This window comes from Hyphomonas jannaschiana VP2 (assembly GCF_000685215.1).
In the GTDB taxonomy this organism is placed as follows: Bacteria; Pseudomonadota; Alphaproteobacteria; order Caulobacterales; family Hyphomonadaceae; genus Hyphomonas; species Hyphomonas jannaschiana.
On the sequence record NZ_ARYJ01000009.1, the window covers coordinates 39,940 to 56,318 of the forward strand.

A 16,379-nucleotide genomic window follows, 5' to 3' on the forward strand; every position below is an offset into this window, starting at 1 on the left:
CTTATCCCTTGTACGGATGGAGATTACCGTCCCGGCCGCGCAATGCCCGGCCGTCCGGCCCGTCCACAACATCGGATAGCGCGGCATTCGCCTTGGACACGCCACCTGGAATGTCGATCACATAATGCGGCAGGGCGAGACCGGAGACACTGTCTCTCAAAGCAGAGTAAAGCGCCTGCCCCTCCTCCACGCTGACGCGGAAATGCCCGGTGCCGGGCGCCATGTCCGGATGGTGGAGGTAATACGGACGGATCCGCGCCGCCACGAGCGCCTGCATCAGCTCTGCCAGCGTTTCCACATCGTCATTCACCCCGCAAAGCAACACGGACTGGGAGACAAGCGGGAAACCTGCATCGGCAAGTCGCGCAGCAGCGGCCTTCGTCTCCGGCGCCAGTTCCTTCACATGATTGATGTGGATCGAAATATAGACCGCCTTGCCGTCCGCCTTCAGCGCTTCGGCAAATTCCGGCGTGATCCGGTCCGGATCGGCGACCGGCATCCGTGTGTGCCAGCGGATGACCTCAACATGAGGAATGGCAGCAATCGCCTGTGTCAAAGCGTGCGCCCGCGCCGGGGACAGCATGAACGGGTCGCCGCCCGTCAGGATCACTTCCCGCACGCCAGGCTGCGCGCGGACATAATCCAGCGCGGCCTCAAGGTCTGCCGGAGAGAGGGTCTCACCGATCCCGGGGCCCACCATTTCCCGCCGGAAACAGAACCGGCAATAGACGGGGCATACGGCAACCGGCTTCAGCAACACCCGGTCCGGATAGCGGTGCACAATGCCGGGCACGGGCGTGTGGGCCGCATCCCCGATGGGATCGCTCAGTTCCTCTGCCGTCCGAACCATCTCTGCAGACTGCGGCACGAACATACGGGCAATCGGGTCGTCGGGGTCCGTCTGGTCGATCCGGCCGGTGAGAAAGGGTGTGATCGCGATGGCGTAATGGTCTGCGACCGGCGCCAGCGCCACCGCTTCGTCTGCCGTGACGAGTCCGGCAGCCTGAAGCGCCTGAGGTGTGGTGAGCGGCCGGCTCATGTTTCCACCGGCGTCCACTGGACATCGTGGATCGAGCGCGCTCCGGCGGCGAGCATGACAAGCCGGTCAAAGCCAAGCGCGACACCGCTCGCATCCGGCATGTGGCCAAGCGCTTCGAGGAAATCCTCGTCGATCGGGTAGCGCTCGCCATAGATCTCCTGCTTGAGGTCCATATCGGCCTCAAACCGGGCCCGCTGTTCCGTTGCGTCCGTTAGTTCATGGAACCCGTTCGCCAGTTCCACGCCGCAGGCATAGAGCTCGAACCGTTCGGCGAAACGCAGATCGTCTGGACAGGCGCGGGCGAGCGCCGCTTCGCAAACGGGATAGCGGTGGAGCACGGTCAGGCGTTCATCTCCGAGGGCTGGCTCGATCAGGGTGACGAGCACGGCGGAGAATATATCGGACCAGGAAGCATCGTCCGGCACGCCGACGCCAGCGTCCCGGGCGGCACGCATAAATCCGTCCCGGTCATCCAGTAGTCCATTTAAGTCCGTTTTAGCATGGCGTTGGAACGCTTCGGTCAGCGTCAAGTACTCCGGAGTCATGCCCGGATCGCAGGTCCGCCCCTTCCAGTGGAGCGCCGTTTCGCCCGTGGCCTTCAGAGCTTCGCGGCAAAGGTCCACCGCATCCTGCATCACCATGGCGAGGTCCGCGCCGGTGCGGTACCATTCCACCATGGTGAACTCGGGCGAATGCAGCGGGCCGCTCTCCCGGTTCCGGAAAACTCTTGAAAAGTCGACGATTTTCTCTTCTCCGGCCGCCAACAGCTTCTTGCAGGAAAACTCCGGCGAAGTGTGCAGGTAAAGCGGGCTGACCTGGCCGTCATCCGTCCTGAATTCCGTCTCAAAAGCATGGAGATGGGTCTCATTGCCCGGCGAGACCTGAAGGGCCGCACATTCGACCTCCAGAAACCCCTCCCGGGCGAACCAGTCCGACAGCGCCCGGCGAACCTGCCCCCGCTGCAACAGGAACGGACGACGGTCCCTGTGCCGTGCCGGATGCCACCATTTCCTGTCAGTCATGTGTCCTGCCCAATGTCCGGAAACGTGGAAATATGTGAACCGGCGCTTGGCGAAACACGCAAGTGCCGGTATTGCGAACCCCGATCAGGCGCTCCGGAGCGGAGCGCTCTATAGCACCGGAGCCAGTCCGGGCAATTCGGGAACACATCATGGCCGTCGAAATCGCAGCGAACATCCGCCGGGGCAATATCATCGAGTACACCGACGGTCAGCTCTATTCCGTCCTCAAGGCGGAATCCTTCCGTCCCGGCAAGGGAACACCGACCACCACGATTGAGATGCGCCGGATCTCGGATGGCATCAAGATCGTCAACACCTACAAGACGACCGACAAGCTGGAGAAAGCCTTCGTCGAAGACATCGGCTATACCTACCTTTACCAGGACGGCGACAACTACGTCTTCATGCACCCGGAAACGTTTGAACAGGTCTATGTGGCCGGCACGATGCTGGGTGACAATGCAGCGTTCCTGCAGGAAAACATGGAAGTTACACTGCAGATCTTCAATGGCGACCCGGTCTCGGCCACCCTGCCGGCCCGCATCACCGCGACGATCGCCGAGACAGAACCGGTCGTGAAAGGCCAGACGGCTTCCAGTAGCTACAAGCCGGCCATTCTGGACAATGGCGTCCGCGTGATGGTCCCGCCGCACATCGACGTCGGCACCCGGATTGTCGTGAACACCGAAGACAACACCTATCTGGAACGCGCCAAAGACTGAGGCGCATCAGAGCGGAAACAGTGAAATGCCGGCCCTAGGCCGGCATTTTTCTTTTGTGGCTTATCGTCTGGTTTCTCAATGTTTGACCAGCCTATGACGGTCTGGATCACCGAATAAATTCCCGTCGAAGACATGCCGGAATTTCTCGCTCTGGCTGTAGCTGCCACCACAGTGCAGCGCAGGAATTGCCCTAAAAAACACCGCAACCGGCTACCTCGGCGTCCGAGAGCAGCAGCCATCAATCCACGTGGATTCGACGTCACCGAGAAAATTGGTTCGACTGTTGGGTACAGTATTTCAATCTTGGGAAATGCAGAGCGGAGAGTGGCCGGCTGATAACAATTGACGCACCTAGTGCCAATTTATTAAGCTTCCCGGACATAACAGGAGACACGTCCATGGAAGTCCGGAATGAAGTATTCCCATCTGACCCGGCACGCATGCAACAGATGCTGGAGAAAGGCCCTGGCGGCCCGATCTTTATGGTCAACCTTCTGAAATTCAAGGATAAAGCGGAATATGACGATAGCCGTGAGACGGATCTCTCTGGACGTGATGCATACATGATCTACGGCCGAGCGGTCGCTGATATTCTTCCAAAATTCGGCGGCCGGGCAGTGTTTGCCGCTGACGTGACCTTCCTGGCGCTCGGGGACGTCGAAGAGCTGTGGGACGAGGTCGCCATCGCGATGTATCCGAGCCGGGCCGACATGGTGCGCATGTCCCTGTCCGAGGAATGGCGCGAAGCGGCTGTCCACCGCTCTGCCGGCCTCAAGGGACAGCTCAACATCGAGACCGTCCTGCCCGCCGCACAAAAGGACTCTCCATGGGTGAAAAACCTGCTGAGAGATTAGAAAAATTCACTCACGCAGTGACCGCAGCAGCAGGAACCTTTCCTCAAGGCCGATCCTGTTTATTCTGAGAGTATATGTGGTGATGTTGGACAGAACTCGGTTTGCCTGAAGGGCCCGATAGACTTTGCAAGGATTAGACATGGCGACGGATCAGGCCACACAGGACCAGACACACGTTTCAGATGGCCGCCGGCTGAGGTCAGAGCGCAACAAACAGAAGATCGTTAGTGCGATGATGGAGCTTGTGCGCGAGGGCGACTACGACCCGAGCGTCGCCAGCATTGCCGAACGCGCCGGCGTGGGGCTGCGGACAGTCTTCCGCCATTTCGACGATGTCGATACGCTGTACCGGGAAATGTCCGGCCAGATCGAAGCACGCATTCTTCCGGAAATCGCCAAGCCGCTGACAGCCATAGATTGGCAGGGCCGCGTGAAAGAGATGATGGAGCGCCGAATCCGCGTCTTCGAGGACGTCATGCCTGTTCGTATTTGTGCGCTTGCCAGGCGGTACCGCTCGGAACTCCTGATGGCGAATCACAAACGGTTCGTCGCGCATGAAACGGCGGCGCTTGCCCTCGCACTGCCGCCTGAAGTGCTGGAAAACGAGCCTCTGAAACTGGCGTTTGACGTCGCGTTGAGTTTCGACACCTGGCGGCGCATGCGGCAGGATCAGGGTTTCTCCAGAGCCAAAGCCACCTCCGTGCTGGACACCATGCTGGACGCGCTGATCGCTGCTGCTGAATGAATGGGCGCTACGCCCCTGCCCTGGTCATGCTGCTCCTGGCGGCTTGTGGTGCCCCGTCATCACCCGGTGCCGCATCAGCCTCCTGTGGGCTTCCGGCTGACGAACTGGATGAGTTCCTAACAATTCCATCCGGGTCTTTTCTGAAAGGCCGGGACGCAATTTATCAGGAAGAGGCCCCGGCAGAGACACTACACGTCGAGGGCTTCGCGATCCTGTCCCATGAGGTGACAAATACCGAGTTTGCGCGTTTTGTTGAAGAAACGGGTTATGTCACCGATGCCGAACGCAGCGCGGCAGCAGGCGGCGAAGCGGCTGGCTCCGCCGTCTTCCTGAGTGCTGAGGGCTCGATCTCTCAGGCTCCCTGGAAACTTGTTCCAGGCGCCACCTGGAAGTCTCCCGAAGGTCCGGGTAGCAACATTGACGGACGGGCGCTGCATCCGGTCGTGCACATTTCCCTTGCCGATGCCCGCGCCTATGCCGACTGGGCAGACGGACGGCTGCCGACGGAGGTCGAATGGGAATATGCCGCCTCCCTCGGACTGCCCGAGATCAACCGGTCCAATTCCGGCGCCTACGATAGCGATGGCAACCCCGTCGCGAACACCTGGCAAGGCATCTTCCCGTTTTCCAATACCGCAGCTGATGGCTTTACCGGCACATCGCCGGTTGGCTGCTTCGGCAAGGACGGGATCGGCGCCTATGACATGATCGGGAATGTCTGGGAATGGACGGACACCCCCTATGGCCCGGGTACGCACACGATTAAAGGCGGATCTTATCTTTGTGCTGATAATTTCTGCCGGCGTTACCGCCCCGCTGCGCGGCAACCCGAAGAAACAGACTTCTCATCGAACCATATCGGGTTCCGGATCGTGCGTGATACCGCCACCACTGAATAATTCAGTTCGGCCAGTAGACATACTCATCGCCGGCTTCAAACGTCTCCGCAGCCGTTTTGTCGATCATGATCGGGCTCTCAACCGTATAGGGGTATAGCGGTGGTCTGGCGTTCGCCCAGTGCGCATCAATCAACGCCTGAAGCTCTGCGACCTTCCCGGGCTCTGTTTCGGCAAGATTGGTTTGTTCCGTCGGATCTTCCGCCAGATTGAAGAGCCAGGCCTTTTGTTGACGTCCATTCACCTGCAGTTTCCAATCGCCCGCCCTCACGACGCGGTAGTATCCGCTGGACCAGAAGATCGCATTGTCCAGGCGGGAAACCCCTCCCTGCCCCATGGACACAGGCAACAAGTCTTCACCATCCACCACCAGCCCTTCAGGTAAAGCCTCGCCCGCAATCGATGCAAGCGTCGGCATCAGGTCCACATGAGCAACCGGCGTGTCGATCTGCGTGCCGGCAGGAATTTTACCTGGCCACGAGACAAACATCGGCACACGGATACCGCCTTCGAACAGGGTAATCTTCCAGCCCCGATATGGTGCATTGACTTCCGGTAGACCGATATAGCCGGCGCCCCCATTGTCTGAGGTGAAGACAATGACCGTGTTGTCGGAAAGCCCCTCCTCTTCCAGCTTGTCCATGATCCGCCCCACGCTGCGGTCGAGCGCACGTATCATTGCCGCGTAGACCCGCAGGCGCTCGGGCTGAATATCGCCGACGGCTTCATAGTCTTCCCGCGTCGCTTGCAGCGGGGTGTGCACGCCCCAATGCGCCAGATAGAGAAAGAACGGCCGGTCCCGGTTTGCTTCGATCACCTTGCTCGCCTCATCGGTCCAATAATCCGTGAGGTATCCGCCCGGCTCGAACCAGTCTCCATTATTGTACGACGCGGCATACTGCATCCGAGCCCAGAGAAATTTGTCTATCGGGTCAAAATCCAGCTTCGCATTGACGACATCCGGGTCGTCTTCCGGCAAATAAAGTCCGCTGGCCATGAGCAGGCTTTCATCAAAGCCTTGCGCCGTTGGCCTGGATTCTTCACTGCGCCCCAGATGCCATTTGCCGATATGTATCGTGTGGTAGCCCGCATCTTTCAGGAGTTCCGCAACCGTGACTTCCTCGCCCGGTAGCCCCTGCGCTTCGAAGGGCACGCCCCCTTCGTCCGCCTGCTGGTTCCATTCGATGGGTGGCAGGCCGGTATCCATGTCATTCCCGACCATTGATATAACACGGCCCATGCCGTCTGGGGTTGGCGTGAATTCAAACCCAGTCCGGGTCGGATAGCGACCGGTCATCAGCATAGCGCGAGATGGTGCGCATGTGCCTGTTCCGGAATATGCCTGCTGGAAGATGGCGCCTCTTGCTGCCAGCCTGTCTATGTTCGGCGTTGGCAAGCGTCCACCCGCTACACCGCCGCCGAAAGTCGAAATGTCATTGATGCCAAGATCATCCGCGACAATGAAGATGATATTGGGCGGCCTGTCGGCATTCGCCGGTTGCGACGTTGCAGGTCCGTGGTCCCAGACCACTGACTGATACGGTGCAACATCCCTCTGGCCGGAATTCGACGCGATGAACAGAATGATCGCTGTCTTGTTGAACCATGCCAGCGCACCGAAGACTATCAGCAAGCTAGCGCCGCCGATCAGAATTCTTTTCAACATATCCGTTCCCACCCTGATCTACGTAACAAGCTCTTCACAGCCCGTGCCGGAGAAGATTTCCTTGAGATCATTTTTCGCGCTGTCCGGGACAGCCTCGGCCGTTTGCAACAAATGCTGCAGGCATTTAGCCTGGTAGGGAAATGTTGGCTGCTGCCAGACCTGGCCATCTATATTTGTGCGGAAATCCGGCTCACCTGCAGCGACCGCTGCAGCATTCGCCTTGAGGAACGGCAGGTACACCCGCCCGATTTCCGACAGGAGGGGCTTCAGGCGCACCGCGGCTTGTTCCGGAGTGAACCAGTCACTCTCAACCGGCTCAACACCTGACAGGTCTTCCATACGGTCCAGCCAGGCGCGCACCCTGGCAGACCGGGCACGGGTCAGCGTCGCCGATGTCGGCTCAATGATCGCCAGCTGTGTCAGCTGGCCGTAAATCGCGAAATCAGCGGACGATGGACGCGCCCCAAGCACATAACCGGCATGCTGGATCAATGCGTCCAGAAGATCGATGAAGCGGAGATAACTCGCCTCAATCGTGGAGGCTGTGACATCGTTCGACCCCACAACATACAGCCGTTCGGTTTGCCGTTTACTGAACATGTCCGCCATCTTCTGGGCATCCGCTGCTTCAAGCGTTGGCACAGACCAGTAAACAAGCAGCGGCCCGGCATTGTCGCGATCGGCTTCAAAATACCAGCGATAATGGAACATCGCTTTAGTCAGCCACTCATCGGCATAATCTTCGATCAGCTCATTCAGAAACGCTATGACCGGATCTTCCGGAATGACACGGCGCCCTGAATAGTCCTGCTCCAGCCTGCGGGTAATCGGTGTGGAGTCGACAACCGCCTCTATCCCGCCATCAGAATTGGGAAAGTAAAATGTTGGAAGAAGTTTTACTTTCGGCTGCGGCAAACCTGGCGGCGGGTTCTGATGCCCCCCCCAAAGCACAGCATAGGGAATATGCCGGTAACGCAGCAGCGCCACCATCTTGCGCGTGTAGGGTGAGCCAGGCGCCCCCATAAGCACCAAACGATCATCACCTGCGGTTACCATTTTTCCTCCCCGCCTGTTTTCCAGGCTTTTTGTCCTGATTATTGGCACCTTCTTGCCAATTCTGTTCCGGTCAAGAGCCCGGCTTGCGCTCATCTCCGGATTAGCCGCACCACCAAGCCTACAAGCAACCAGACAATGGCCACGATGCCGACGAGCAAAACGACGAGCTGCATCCAGTAGGCCCTGAACTGGCGGGCCATCGTGTTGCGGGTGATTTCTTTCAGCGAGTTGTAACCTTCAGGCACCTCCAGCACCCCAACGCGCTCGCTGTAAGCCTGATATTCGTTCAGCATTTCCGCAAACACATCCGGCTGGTACAGACGTAGGTCCTTCGTCTCTCCTGGGTCCGCTTCAATGTCGTAAAGGCGCCACTGACCGTCTCCATGCGGTTTCTGGTTACGGGTGATCTTCCAGCGGCCCTTCAGCACAGCCGAATTACCGGAGACTTCCATGCCTATAACATCGCCGGGCCGATAAACCGCCGCCTCGGTTCCTGCGAGCAACGGCTCAAGGCTGCGGCCGGTCATGACCGCGTCTGTGTCTTCCACACCTGCGTATTTCAGAAGCGTCGGCGCAATGTCGGTGACCACTGTGCGCGCATCAAATGTCTCACCCTGAGGCAGGCCGGGACCAGCCATGATCAGGGGAACGCGCAAGCCTCCTTCGGATCCTAAGAACTTGAACATGTTGTTCGGTGATGCCGCTGCGATGGCCCATTCCGGGCCGATAAAGCCCCAGCTACCCGGCTCACCGATCCCCTCCCTGCCGATATGGTAGCCATGCAGCTTCATCCAGATCGACAGGCGAATATCGGTATCACCGCGCGACGGCTCCGGCCCATTGTCCGAGGTAACGACGAAGATCGTGTTGTCGTACTTGCCCGTTTCCTTGAGGTGGTCCACGAACCGGCCGATCTCTATGTCCATGGCCTCCATCATCGCTGCGTTCACCTGCATGCGTGCAGAATAAAGCGCCTGATCTTCAGGAGAGAGATCATCCCATGCTCGCATCTCTTCCGGCATAGGCGCCAGTGGGGCGCTTTCCGGAATCAATCCGTTTTCCTTTGCCTTCCGCCACCGCGCTTCTCTCAGAGCATGCCAGCCCTCATCATAGACACCATCATACCCGGCCGTCAGCTCCGGCGGCGCCTGCACGGGAATGTGAATCGCCTGGAATGGCAGATACGCAAAGAAAGGCGCGTTCTGATCGCTGTCGTCCAGATACTCGATCATGTGATCGACGATCATCGCGGAAGAGTAGAAGGACTCCGGCAGATCGGCAGGCTGTCCGTCTTCGTACCAGGGTGCCTTTTGATAGTATGGCATGTAGGGCTTGTCAGACCAGTTGTCGGCGCCCGAGGCGTCCAATGCCAGAGACCGGTCAAAGCCGTGGGCATTGGGCAGGTCACCCGCGCCGCTACCGAGGTGCCACTTGCCTGACATCAGGGTACGATAACCGGCAGCCTTCAAGCGATCTGCCAGTGTCAGAATGCCCGGCTCCAGATGCATCGTGTAGCCCGGCTGCCCAACATGCTCCTTCGGCAGGACTTCGGGAATGGTGGCGATGCCCGTCATATGATTGTCCATACCGGTCAGGAGCATGGCCCGCGATGGAGAACAGAGTGGAGACGAGTAATGCCGGCGGAACATTGCGCCGCGCGCGGCGAGGGCATCGATGTTAGGGGTCCGCGCCTCCCCGCCATATACCCCGAAATCCATCAATGCCGCGTCATCGACAAGGATCAGGACGAAATTTGGTCGCGTGTCGTCCGTTTCCGGGGCTTCAGCCGCAGCAGCGACCGCGAAGCTGATACTTGCTACCAGCAAGGCCGCCCCCCCACCCAGCCGCGTTAGCATTTTGCGGAAACCACCGCTTCTGACCCATTTCGACATGACTACCTCAGCCCCGAATATATTGACACTCGAAATGTCATCATATTCGGGATTTGTCAAAGAGGCATGTGTAAGCGCGCCCTCGCATCGGGTGCGCGAGGGCGCCTCAGCGCGAAAGCAAGATTGTGAAAGTTGAACCTAAACCCGGACGCCAGACTGGCGGCGGTCGAAGCTCACTCCTGGTTCTGGCTGCTTTGGGCCATGGCTGTGATACCGGGCGCCTTTGATAAATAATTTGAGCGCTTCCCAATGAATCCCTGCAATCACACCTATCGTCATCAAGGGAAAGCGTACCAACAAGCCCAGCGTGCTCCCGGTACTAATCGGACGCGCCGCTCCCACCAGGGAAGCACGCATGCGTTCCACGCCGTCCGCACGATAGGAGATAGCCAGCTTCATTGTCTCCGCCGGGGGTTGGAGGATAAATTTGTAGTGGCCACGTTTGTCAAAGAACGGGGAGACATAGAACGCCTTGTCGCAATCATGCCGGCAAACGCCCTCACCCTCGTCAGCCGCACACAGATAAAAGTGTCGCTCTCCAAACGTGTTCCCAACCTCGTAGAGCACGTGATGCAGCTCGCCCGCGCCGTTGCGGATGAAGTAGATGGAAATGGGATTGAACACATAGCCGAACATGCGTGGCAGCGTCAGCAGCTCAACCCTGTCTGTGGATTCCCGGACACCCTGCCCGGCAACAAACTCTCGTACCCATCCCGCCAGATCACGCGACTGGCCGTCGCCATGGTCGAGCGGGTTGAAACTCATCAACCCGCCCTTGCCAATCGCCAGAAAACGGGTCAGGCCGCGCGCCTCGTCCAAGCGGTCAAGGTCCAGCAGCAAATAAGCAATCCGGTAGCATAAAAAGTGAGATACATCACCAAACCGCCGATGGCTTACCTTTCCGACGTAGTATTGCGCCGGTGCATTCATACGGTCACCTTTCCGGCCTCCGGCCGGGCCAGACGCTCCTGCGAATAGTCAAACGCCCACGGACGTTTCCAGTCACTCATCAACTCAGCAACGGCCAGTCCGGACTGGATGCCATCCTCGTGGAACCCATAGCCTTGCCATGCTCCGCAGAACCAGGTGTTCCTATGCCCCTGAATCGACCAAATTTCACGTTGGGCTTTCATGGCCTGACCATCAAATACCGGGTGATTATAGACGAACTCCTGTTCCACTTTGTCCGTCGCAGGCTCCTGTTCGGGATTGAGGGTCACAAAGTAATTTGTCTTGGTTGCAAGCTTCTGCAGCGTGTTCATCCAGTATGTGACCGACAGTTGCAGGGAGTCAGTCTGCCTTGCCCGGTAATTCCAGGCTGCCCATGCGGCCTTGCGGATTGGCATCAGGCTTTCATCACGATGCAGGATAACACGGTTCGGCTGAGTTCGGAAATCCGAGAGGATTTGTGTTTCCGGCTCGTCTGCATCGGCAAGCAGCGCGAGGGCTTCTGGCGCATGGCAGGCAAAGACCACTTCATCAAAGTCTTCGAATGTTCCGGTTGAGAACCGGAGGCGAACGCCCTGCGCCGTCCGGATTACGGAATCGATTCCGGCATTACAGCGGATTTTGTCAGCAAACCCCTGTGTCAGGGGCGCAAGATATGACGCGCTTCCACCGTCAACCGACTGCCACGGGAATTGAGGGCGGACGCTGACCAGCCCATGGTTCACAAAGAACCGGGCAAGACTTGCAGCGGGGAAATCCATGATCATCGAGACCGGACACGACCAGATCGCAGCCGCCATCGGCAAAAGGTGGTAGTCGACAAATGCCTGACCGTAGCGCTCTTCAGCGACATAATCACCGATCGACCGGCCACGCTGGCACTGCGCCAGATCATGCGAGGCGGCATGGAAACGCAAAATGTCCTTCAGCATCAGAAAGAAACGCGGGCTCGCCATATTCCGCCGCCATGCGAACAGCCCTTCCATACCGTGGCTGGCATACTCCATACGCTGGTCAGGCATCGACACGGAAAAATTCATACGCGTCGGGTTGGATGCCACGTCAAGCCGGTCAAATAATGCTGTCAGATTTGGATAGTTCGGCTCGTTGAAGACGATGAAGCCGGTATCAACCGGCACAGGTCCTTCGGGCGCATCGACCGTCACCGTGGCCGTGTGCCCGCCAATCCGCCCGGCTTTCTCGAAAACGGTAATGTCACAGGTATTCTGCAGAGCCCAGGCAGCTGATAGGCCGGAAATCCCGGTTCCAATGACAGCAACACGTGGGCGGCGCCCCTCCGACGCGGATCCTGAACGGCGGCGGATCGGGGCGGCGACATCAAATGGCATGGGCATTCTCCGGCTAGTTCAATGAGATACGGATCAGCCTGCCTGCCGGATTGAATGATCCAGTCTGGCAGTATTTGCGTAGAAGGACCAAAGGAGGCGATAATGCAGTCCGTGACGTCCGTTCAGTCAGGAGCCATTTGTGGCAGTAAATCGAAAACCCCGGCTAAAGTGAGCGCCCTGCCTGGCCGCTCTGCGCTGGATGGTGAGCTGATGTCGCGGGTCGTGACATCGGCTGACCGCGACGCATTCAATGCACTTGCGATGCATTACGCGCCCCGGCTGAAGGCCTGGCTGATGCATCGCGGCGAAGGCGACTCGACGAGCGAAGATATTGTCCAGGACGTGCTCGCGGCGGTCTGGCAGAAAGCAGCGAGTTTCGACGGAGCCAAGGCGAGTTTCTCAACCTGGGTCTATCGCATGACCCGCAACCGCTGGATCGATCACAAGCGTAAACATGACCGGCTGCAGCCAACAGCGCCCAGCGACATGATCCACCTTGTCGATGAGCCGGACGACTCCCTTCATGCTGGTCTGGAAGAGGCCGAAGCCGCGCAGGCCGTCAGAGACGCGCTCGCAACGCTGCCGCCCGAACAGAAACAAATGCTCTACCTTGCCTTCTTCGAAGGCCTGTCTCACAGCGCGATCGCCGAACGCACCGGAATCGCAATCGGCACGGTAAAAAGCCGGATTCGCGCTCCCTTGAAGAAACTCAGAACCACACTCGAAGCCTATCGAAAGGATGTACCATGAGTACGGCACATTCCCTGCCGATCACGGTCGGTGACGACTGGTTGGCCATGCAATCAGCTGGCACCCTCTCACCTTTCAAGCAATTGCTGCTGACGTGCCAGGCGGATATGGCGCCACACCTGCGCCCGCTCTTCGCTTCAGACGATCACGTTGCCGGCGCGCTGCTTGAAAGCGCAAAACCTGCGGCGCTCTCAGATGACTTCATGTCTCGCCTCGACGCCCGCCTGATTGCAGACGAGCAGGCGAAGGCGCCGACGTCCGAGGCTGCGCACGCCGCTTCGATACCTGACTGGATGCCCGCCCCATTGGCCGACTATATGCGCCGCAATGGCCGCCGGCTCAGATGGCGCAACGCCGGTGTCGGCGTGCAGCAGGCGCGCCTTGGCCGCAACCGGCACGGCGAACGGCTTTACCTGCTCCGCGCAAAACCCGGACTTCCAGTTCCCCGGCACTCCCATAGCGGGCAGGAGTGGACGTTGGTTCTGTCCGGTGGCTACAAATCCGGCGCGCAGCAATATGTTGCGGGAGACCTGCACCAGGAAGACGAGTCCTGCACGCATGACCTGCGGATTGACGATGACGGTCCCTGCATCTCGCTGATCGTGGATGAAGGCAAGCTCAGGTTCGCCAACCCACTGCTCCGCCTGTTCCAGCCTGTTGTCGGGATATAACCGGACAGCGAGAGCCGTCAGGAATGGTTCTGATTAGCTGACCAGACGCGCATGAAGTTGCCCCCCAGGAAAGCGGCCAGTTCCTGCTCGCTCATGCCTTTCCGGCGCAACAGGGCGACAAGGTCTGGCAGCCGGCGGTAATCGTCGAACACCGGCTTGTAGTTCCCATCCATATCTGTACCGAGGCAGACATGGTCTATACCGACCATATCTATCAACTGAAGGATCCTGTCCGCGAAACCGGCCAGATCGCTCACCTCAATTCCCGCTGGCCAGGCCCCGATGATACCGCCAGCTTCCGCTGCCGCCCTGGCAAGTTCCAGCGAAATGAAACGCGGATGATAGGAGTGGGCCGAACTGATGTGTGTATGCGTGAACATGACCGGGCGGGTACTGAGCTCAAGAGCCCGAAACGCACCGGCTTCCGCCATATGGGACAGATCGATGACCATGCCCAGGCGGTTCATTTCCTGCACAATGGCGTCGCCTTCCGATGTCAGGCCGCCATGCACCGGCGCATTGGTCATGGCATCAGCCAGATCATTTGTCCGGTAGTGAACGAGGGTCACAGACCGCACACCATCCTCATAGGCCTCACGAACCCGTTCCACGGATCCTTCGAGAAAGTCGCCCCCCTCCACCGTCCAGATGGCACCCGGGCTCTTTGACGGGCGCAAGTCTGCCAGCTGGTCCGGGGCGAGCATCTCAGTCACCAAGCCGTTCTTCGCAAGGCGCTTCAGATTGCCGATCTGCACCTTATAGCTTTCCCAGGCTTCGCCCTCATTGAAAGCGCGTTGCGCTTCGAGGCCTTTGCCTTTCGCAAGATTAAGCACATTGAAATCAGAGACGGCGGCAAAGCAGGCGGCGGTGAGATGCCCGCCCCGCATGTCGCTGACAGTGCGCTGTTCAAAGCCGGACTGCGCCTTGTAGACCTTCAGGAGCGGCGCAAGCCCTGAAGCGTCGCGGGCAAAGGTGCGGCCGGGATGCGCGTGACTGTCGATGGCCGGATATTTGTCCAGCAAGGCAATCGCCGCTGCGCGCTCCTCGTCCGAGACTTCGAAGCCCAACGGCGCCGCTGCCGGCCGTTTGCGCAGCCAGTACGCGCCATATGCCACCCCCGCTCCGGCGACGAGACCGCCCCCGATCAGGGCGCGACGTGTCAGCTTTCCCATATTACCGCTCCTCCCCGGAACTACGCTTCAGGCCTGTGCGCCAAGCGATGTAAATTCTGCAATTGCCTCATCTGCCGTGAGGGTAAAGCCATAAGCCCCAAGCTTTCCGATTGTCGCCTGATAGGAGTCCATCAGGTAGGTTGTGGTCGCGTCACTCACCACGCGCGTGACATACCCATAGTCGAGGGCGACGCGGGTCGTGGTTTCCACGCATTCGTCTGTCAGGAAGCCAACGACAAGCAGGTGTTCGATCCCCATGTTCCGCAGTGTCGCATCCAGACCAGTACCGGTGAAAGCGCCGCTGGCTGTTTTAGTAATGACGATTTCATCAGCAGTCGGCTTTGTCGGTTCGAGGAATTGTGCCCCTGCGCTTCCCGGCGGAAAGTTCCAGCCGAGGCGGCTGTGCAGCAGGCCTGTGTCACGGCCACTGTCTGACAAACACTGTATTTTGACATGGATCGGCGGGATCCCCACAGCCCTCGCTGCGTCCAGCACACGTGCAGCCTGGACTACTGCGGCATTAAACCGGACTTCGTAGTCACTGAGCACTTCCCGGACAGCATCTTCCGGCAACCCTGCCTCAACGGCATTTTTCAGATGATAGGATGGCTCGGCCAGATGCTGGATGTCGATCAGCAGAAGCGCCGTATTTTCTAACGTCGCCGCCGGCGGCGGCTTGGGCGCCTTGGAGGATGCACTCAGGACATCGTTCAGACCGATCTGGTGGCTGGCTGCTTCCACAGGCTTACTGGCTGGCATCATAATATCCTATTCAATGGGGTTTCAGCGCTGGGCCTTGAATGGATCCTGGCTGGCTTCACGAACATGGCGTTTGCCCTTCGCGCTCAGCAAGCCGCCCAGATTCACCTCGAATACCCGCGCGACGAGGCTCTCGTCATCGAGTGCCTCCGGGGCGATATATTGCAGCTGATCGGTCGAGTAGATGTGTCCAAGCCCCAGAGCCGTGGTCTGCAGCGAGGTCTTCACCACCGCCATGTCAATTTCTAGGAACAGCCCTGCTTCCATACACTCGATCGTCAACGCGTTTGTCAGATCCAGCGCCTTCGTGCGCAGCGACTGATACTCCGGAGAAGCAAGCATTTCCTCCGTCTCCAGACTCTTCATGAGACGAAAATATCCGGGATGCGTCCGGCCGAAGAGGACATACGCGTGCCCGATCGCGATCAGACGGGCGAGTGGCGACGGCTTCGACAAGCTGATCGCCCTGTTACGATAGTCTTCCTGAATGGCGTAACCGGCGATAGCTGTCTCAACCAGCAGGCTCTGCTTGCTCTCGAAGTGCCGATAAATCGCAGGGGTCGTGGTGCCGACCAGTTTCGCCACATCTTTCAACTGGAAATCAAGCGAGGCATTCTGAGCAATCAGCCGGACGACGGATTCGATGATCGCGTTGCGAAGATCGCCGTGATGATAACCGGCTTTCTTTACAATACCACGCTTCGAGTCGGCCTCGGCATTTGCCATGTCTTTTATGTCACTCGGTGCTTCAAAAGCCATTCTGCACCAGAACGGCGCGTTGACACAACAATGTTAACTTAATTAACTTGGTGGTCAAGATCCGGGTAACGTTCACCTT

General features: G+C 58.8%; 16 protein-coding genes. 6 read left to right on the plus strand and 10 right to left on the minus strand.

Features of this window, described 5'->3' with window-relative positions; genetic code table 11:
- Position 1: 1 nt before the first annotated feature.
- Positions 2-1,039 (minus strand): lysine-2,3-aminomutase-like protein, encoded by a 1,038-nt coding sequence (locus tag HJA_RS13390; RefSeq protein WP_035583182.1) that lies wholly within the window; start codon positions 1,037-1,039, stop codon positions 2-4.
- Positions 1,036-2,061 carry an EF-P lysine aminoacylase EpmA gene (gene epmA / locus HJA_RS13395; protein ID WP_035583184.1) on the minus strand — a complete coding sequence of 342 codons (1,026 nt, stop codon included), beginning with the start codon at positions 2,059-2,061 and terminating at the stop codon, positions 1,036-1,038. Before epmA ends, HJA_RS13390 begins: the two co-directional genes overlap by 4 nt.
- A gap of 149 nt (positions 2,062-2,210) precedes the next feature.
- Here epmA and efp point away from each other — a divergent pair, with 149 nt between their 5' ends.
- From efp to HJA_RS13415, 4 genes are all read left to right on the plus strand, one after another.
- Positions 2,211-2,783: an elongation factor P gene (efp, locus tag HJA_RS13400; RefSeq protein WP_035583186.1), complete on the plus strand. Its 573-nt coding sequence runs from the start codon at positions 2,211-2,213 to the stop codon at positions 2,781-2,783.
- Positions 2,784-3,181: 398 nt separating this feature from the next.
- Complete coding sequence (locus HJA_RS13405) at positions 3,182-3,637, plus strand: DUF1330 domain-containing protein (protein ID WP_035583188.1); 456 nt, start codon at positions 3,182-3,184, stop codon at positions 3,635-3,637.
- A 139-nt stretch (positions 3,638-3,776) separates the two neighbouring features.
- A complete protein-coding gene (locus tag HJA_RS13410) occupies positions 3,777-4,382 on the plus strand; it encodes a TetR/AcrR family transcriptional regulator (RefSeq protein WP_051597694.1) in 606 nt (201 codons plus the stop codon).
- A complete protein-coding gene (locus HJA_RS13415) occupies positions 4,379-5,281 on the plus strand; it encodes a formylglycine-generating enzyme family protein (RefSeq protein WP_241764362.1) in 903 nt (300 codons plus the stop codon). Before HJA_RS13410 ends, HJA_RS13415 begins: the two co-directional genes overlap by 4 nt.
- Position 5,282: 1 nt before the next feature.
- On the opposite strand, the gene HJA_RS13420 is transcribed toward HJA_RS13415, so the two are convergent.
- The 5 genes from HJA_RS13420 to HJA_RS13440 all read right to left on the minus strand — a co-directional run bounded on the left by HJA_RS13420 (position 5,283) and on the right by HJA_RS13440 (position 12,189).
- Entirely contained in the window at positions 5,283-6,944 is a 1,662-nt protein-coding gene (locus HJA_RS13420; protein ID WP_199285803.1) for a sulfatase, read from the minus strand.
- A gap of 18 nt (positions 6,945-6,962) precedes the next feature.
- The gene (locus tag HJA_RS13425; RefSeq protein ID WP_035583190.1) at positions 6,963-8,000 is read right to left on the minus strand and encodes a glutathione S-transferase N-terminal domain-containing protein; all 1,038 of its coding nucleotides are present in this window, start codon (positions 7,998-8,000) and stop codon (positions 6,963-6,965) included.
- An 89-nt stretch (positions 8,001-8,089) separates the two neighbouring features.
- Complete coding sequence (locus HJA_RS13430) at positions 8,090-9,892, minus strand: arylsulfatase (protein WP_241764363.1); 1,803 nt, start codon at positions 9,890-9,892, stop codon at positions 8,090-8,092.
- 138 nt (positions 9,893-10,030) lie between these two features.
- Positions 10,031-10,822 carry a DUF1365 domain-containing protein gene (locus tag HJA_RS13435; protein ID WP_051597695.1) on the minus strand — a complete coding sequence of 264 codons (792 nt, stop codon included), beginning with the start codon at positions 10,820-10,822 and terminating at the stop codon, positions 10,031-10,033.
- Entirely contained in the window at positions 10,819-12,189 is a 1,371-nt protein-coding gene (locus HJA_RS13440) for an NAD(P)/FAD-dependent oxidoreductase (protein WP_051597696.1), read from the minus strand. Before HJA_RS13440 ends, HJA_RS13435 begins: the two co-directional genes overlap by 4 nt.
- 102 nt (positions 12,190-12,291) lie before the next feature.
- Here HJA_RS13440 and HJA_RS13445 point away from each other — a divergent pair, with 102 nt between their 5' ends.
- Both HJA_RS13445 and HJA_RS13450 read left to right on the plus strand, forming a co-directional pair.
- Positions 12,292-12,939, plus strand: a complete 648-nt coding sequence (locus HJA_RS13445; RefSeq protein ID WP_081814708.1) for a sigma-70 family RNA polymerase sigma factor — start codon at positions 12,292-12,294, stop codon at positions 12,937-12,939.
- Positions 12,936-13,610: a cupin domain-containing protein gene (locus HJA_RS13450; protein ID WP_035583195.1), complete on the plus strand. Its 675-nt coding sequence runs from the start codon at positions 12,936-12,938 to the stop codon at positions 13,608-13,610. Before HJA_RS13445 ends, HJA_RS13450 begins: the two co-directional genes overlap by 4 nt.
- Positions 13,611-13,627: 17 nt before the next feature.
- On the opposite strand, the gene HJA_RS18135 is transcribed toward HJA_RS13450, so the two are convergent.
- The 3 genes from HJA_RS18135 to HJA_RS18140 are packed head-to-tail and all read right to left on the minus strand — an operon-like array spanning position 13,628 to position 16,267.
- Complete coding sequence (locus HJA_RS18135; protein ID WP_051597698.1) at positions 13,628-14,782, minus strand: dipeptidase; 1,155 nt, start codon at positions 14,780-14,782, stop codon at positions 13,628-13,630.
- Positions 14,783-14,809: 27 nt separating this feature from the next.
- A complete protein-coding gene (locus tag HJA_RS13460; RefSeq protein WP_162177072.1) occupies positions 14,810-15,541 on the minus strand; it encodes a cysteine hydrolase family protein in 732 nt (243 codons plus the stop codon).
- 24 nt (positions 15,542-15,565) lie between these two features.
- The gene (locus HJA_RS18140) at positions 15,566-16,267 is read right to left on the minus strand and encodes a TetR/AcrR family transcriptional regulator (RefSeq protein ID WP_051597700.1); all 702 of its coding nucleotides are present in this window, start codon (positions 16,265-16,267) and stop codon (positions 15,566-15,568) included.
- Positions 16,268-16,379: the final 112 nt, after the last annotated feature.

Excerpts from the sequence above, each read along its gene's own strand:
- HJA_RS13390 (WP_035583182.1), bottom strand. The coding sequence starts at position 1,039 with ATGAGCCGGCCGCTCACCACACCTCAGGCGCTTCAGGCTGCCGGACTC.
- epmA (WP_035583184.1), bottom strand. The coding sequence starts at position 2,061 with ATGACTGACAGGAAATGGTGGCATCCGGCACGGCACAGGGACCGTCGT.
- efp (WP_035583186.1), top strand. The coding sequence starts at position 2,211 with ATGGCCGTCGAAATCGCAGCGAACATCCGCCGGGGCAATATCATCGAG.
- HJA_RS13405 (WP_035583188.1), top strand. The coding sequence starts at position 3,182 with ATGGAAGTCCGGAATGAAGTATTCCCATCTGACCCGGCACGCATGCAA.
- HJA_RS13410 (WP_051597694.1), top strand. The coding sequence starts at position 3,777 with ATGGCGACGGATCAGGCCACACAGGACCAGACACACGTTTCAGATGGC.
- HJA_RS13415 (WP_241764362.1), top strand. The coding sequence starts at position 4,379 with ATGAATGGGCGCTACGCCCCTGCCCTGGTCATGCTGCTCCTGGCGGCT.
- HJA_RS13420 (WP_199285803.1), bottom strand. The coding sequence starts at position 6,944 with ATGTTGAAAAGAATTCTGATCGGCGGCGCTAGCTTGCTGATAGTCTTC.
- HJA_RS13425 (WP_035583190.1), bottom strand. The coding sequence starts at position 8,000 with ATGGTAACCGCAGGTGATGATCGTTTGGTGCTTATGGGGGCGCCTGGC.
- HJA_RS13430 (WP_241764363.1), bottom strand. The coding sequence starts at position 9,892 with ATGTCGAAATGGGTCAGAAGCGGTGGTTTCCGCAAAATGCTAACGCGG.
- HJA_RS13435 (WP_051597695.1), bottom strand. The coding sequence starts at position 10,822 with ATGAATGCACCGGCGCAATACTACGTCGGAAAGGTAAGCCATCGGCGG.
- HJA_RS13440 (WP_051597696.1), bottom strand. The coding sequence starts at position 12,189 with ATGCCATTTGATGTCGCCGCCCCGATCCGCCGCCGTTCAGGATCCGCG.
- HJA_RS13445 (WP_081814708.1), top strand. The coding sequence starts at position 12,292 with ATGCAGTCCGTGACGTCCGTTCAGTCAGGAGCCATTTGTGGCAGTAAA.
- HJA_RS13450 (WP_035583195.1), top strand. The coding sequence starts at position 12,936 with ATGAGTACGGCACATTCCCTGCCGATCACGGTCGGTGACGACTGGTTG.
- HJA_RS18135 (WP_051597698.1), bottom strand. The coding sequence starts at position 14,782 with ATGGGAAAGCTGACACGTCGCGCCCTGATCGGGGGCGGTCTCGTCGCC.
- HJA_RS13460 (WP_162177072.1), bottom strand. The coding sequence starts at position 15,541 with ATGCCAGCCAGTAAGCCTGTGGAAGCAGCCAGCCACCAGATCGGTCTG.
- HJA_RS18140 (WP_051597700.1), bottom strand. The coding sequence starts at position 16,267 with ATGGCAAATGCCGAGGCCGACTCGAAGCGTGGTATTGTAAAGAAAGCC.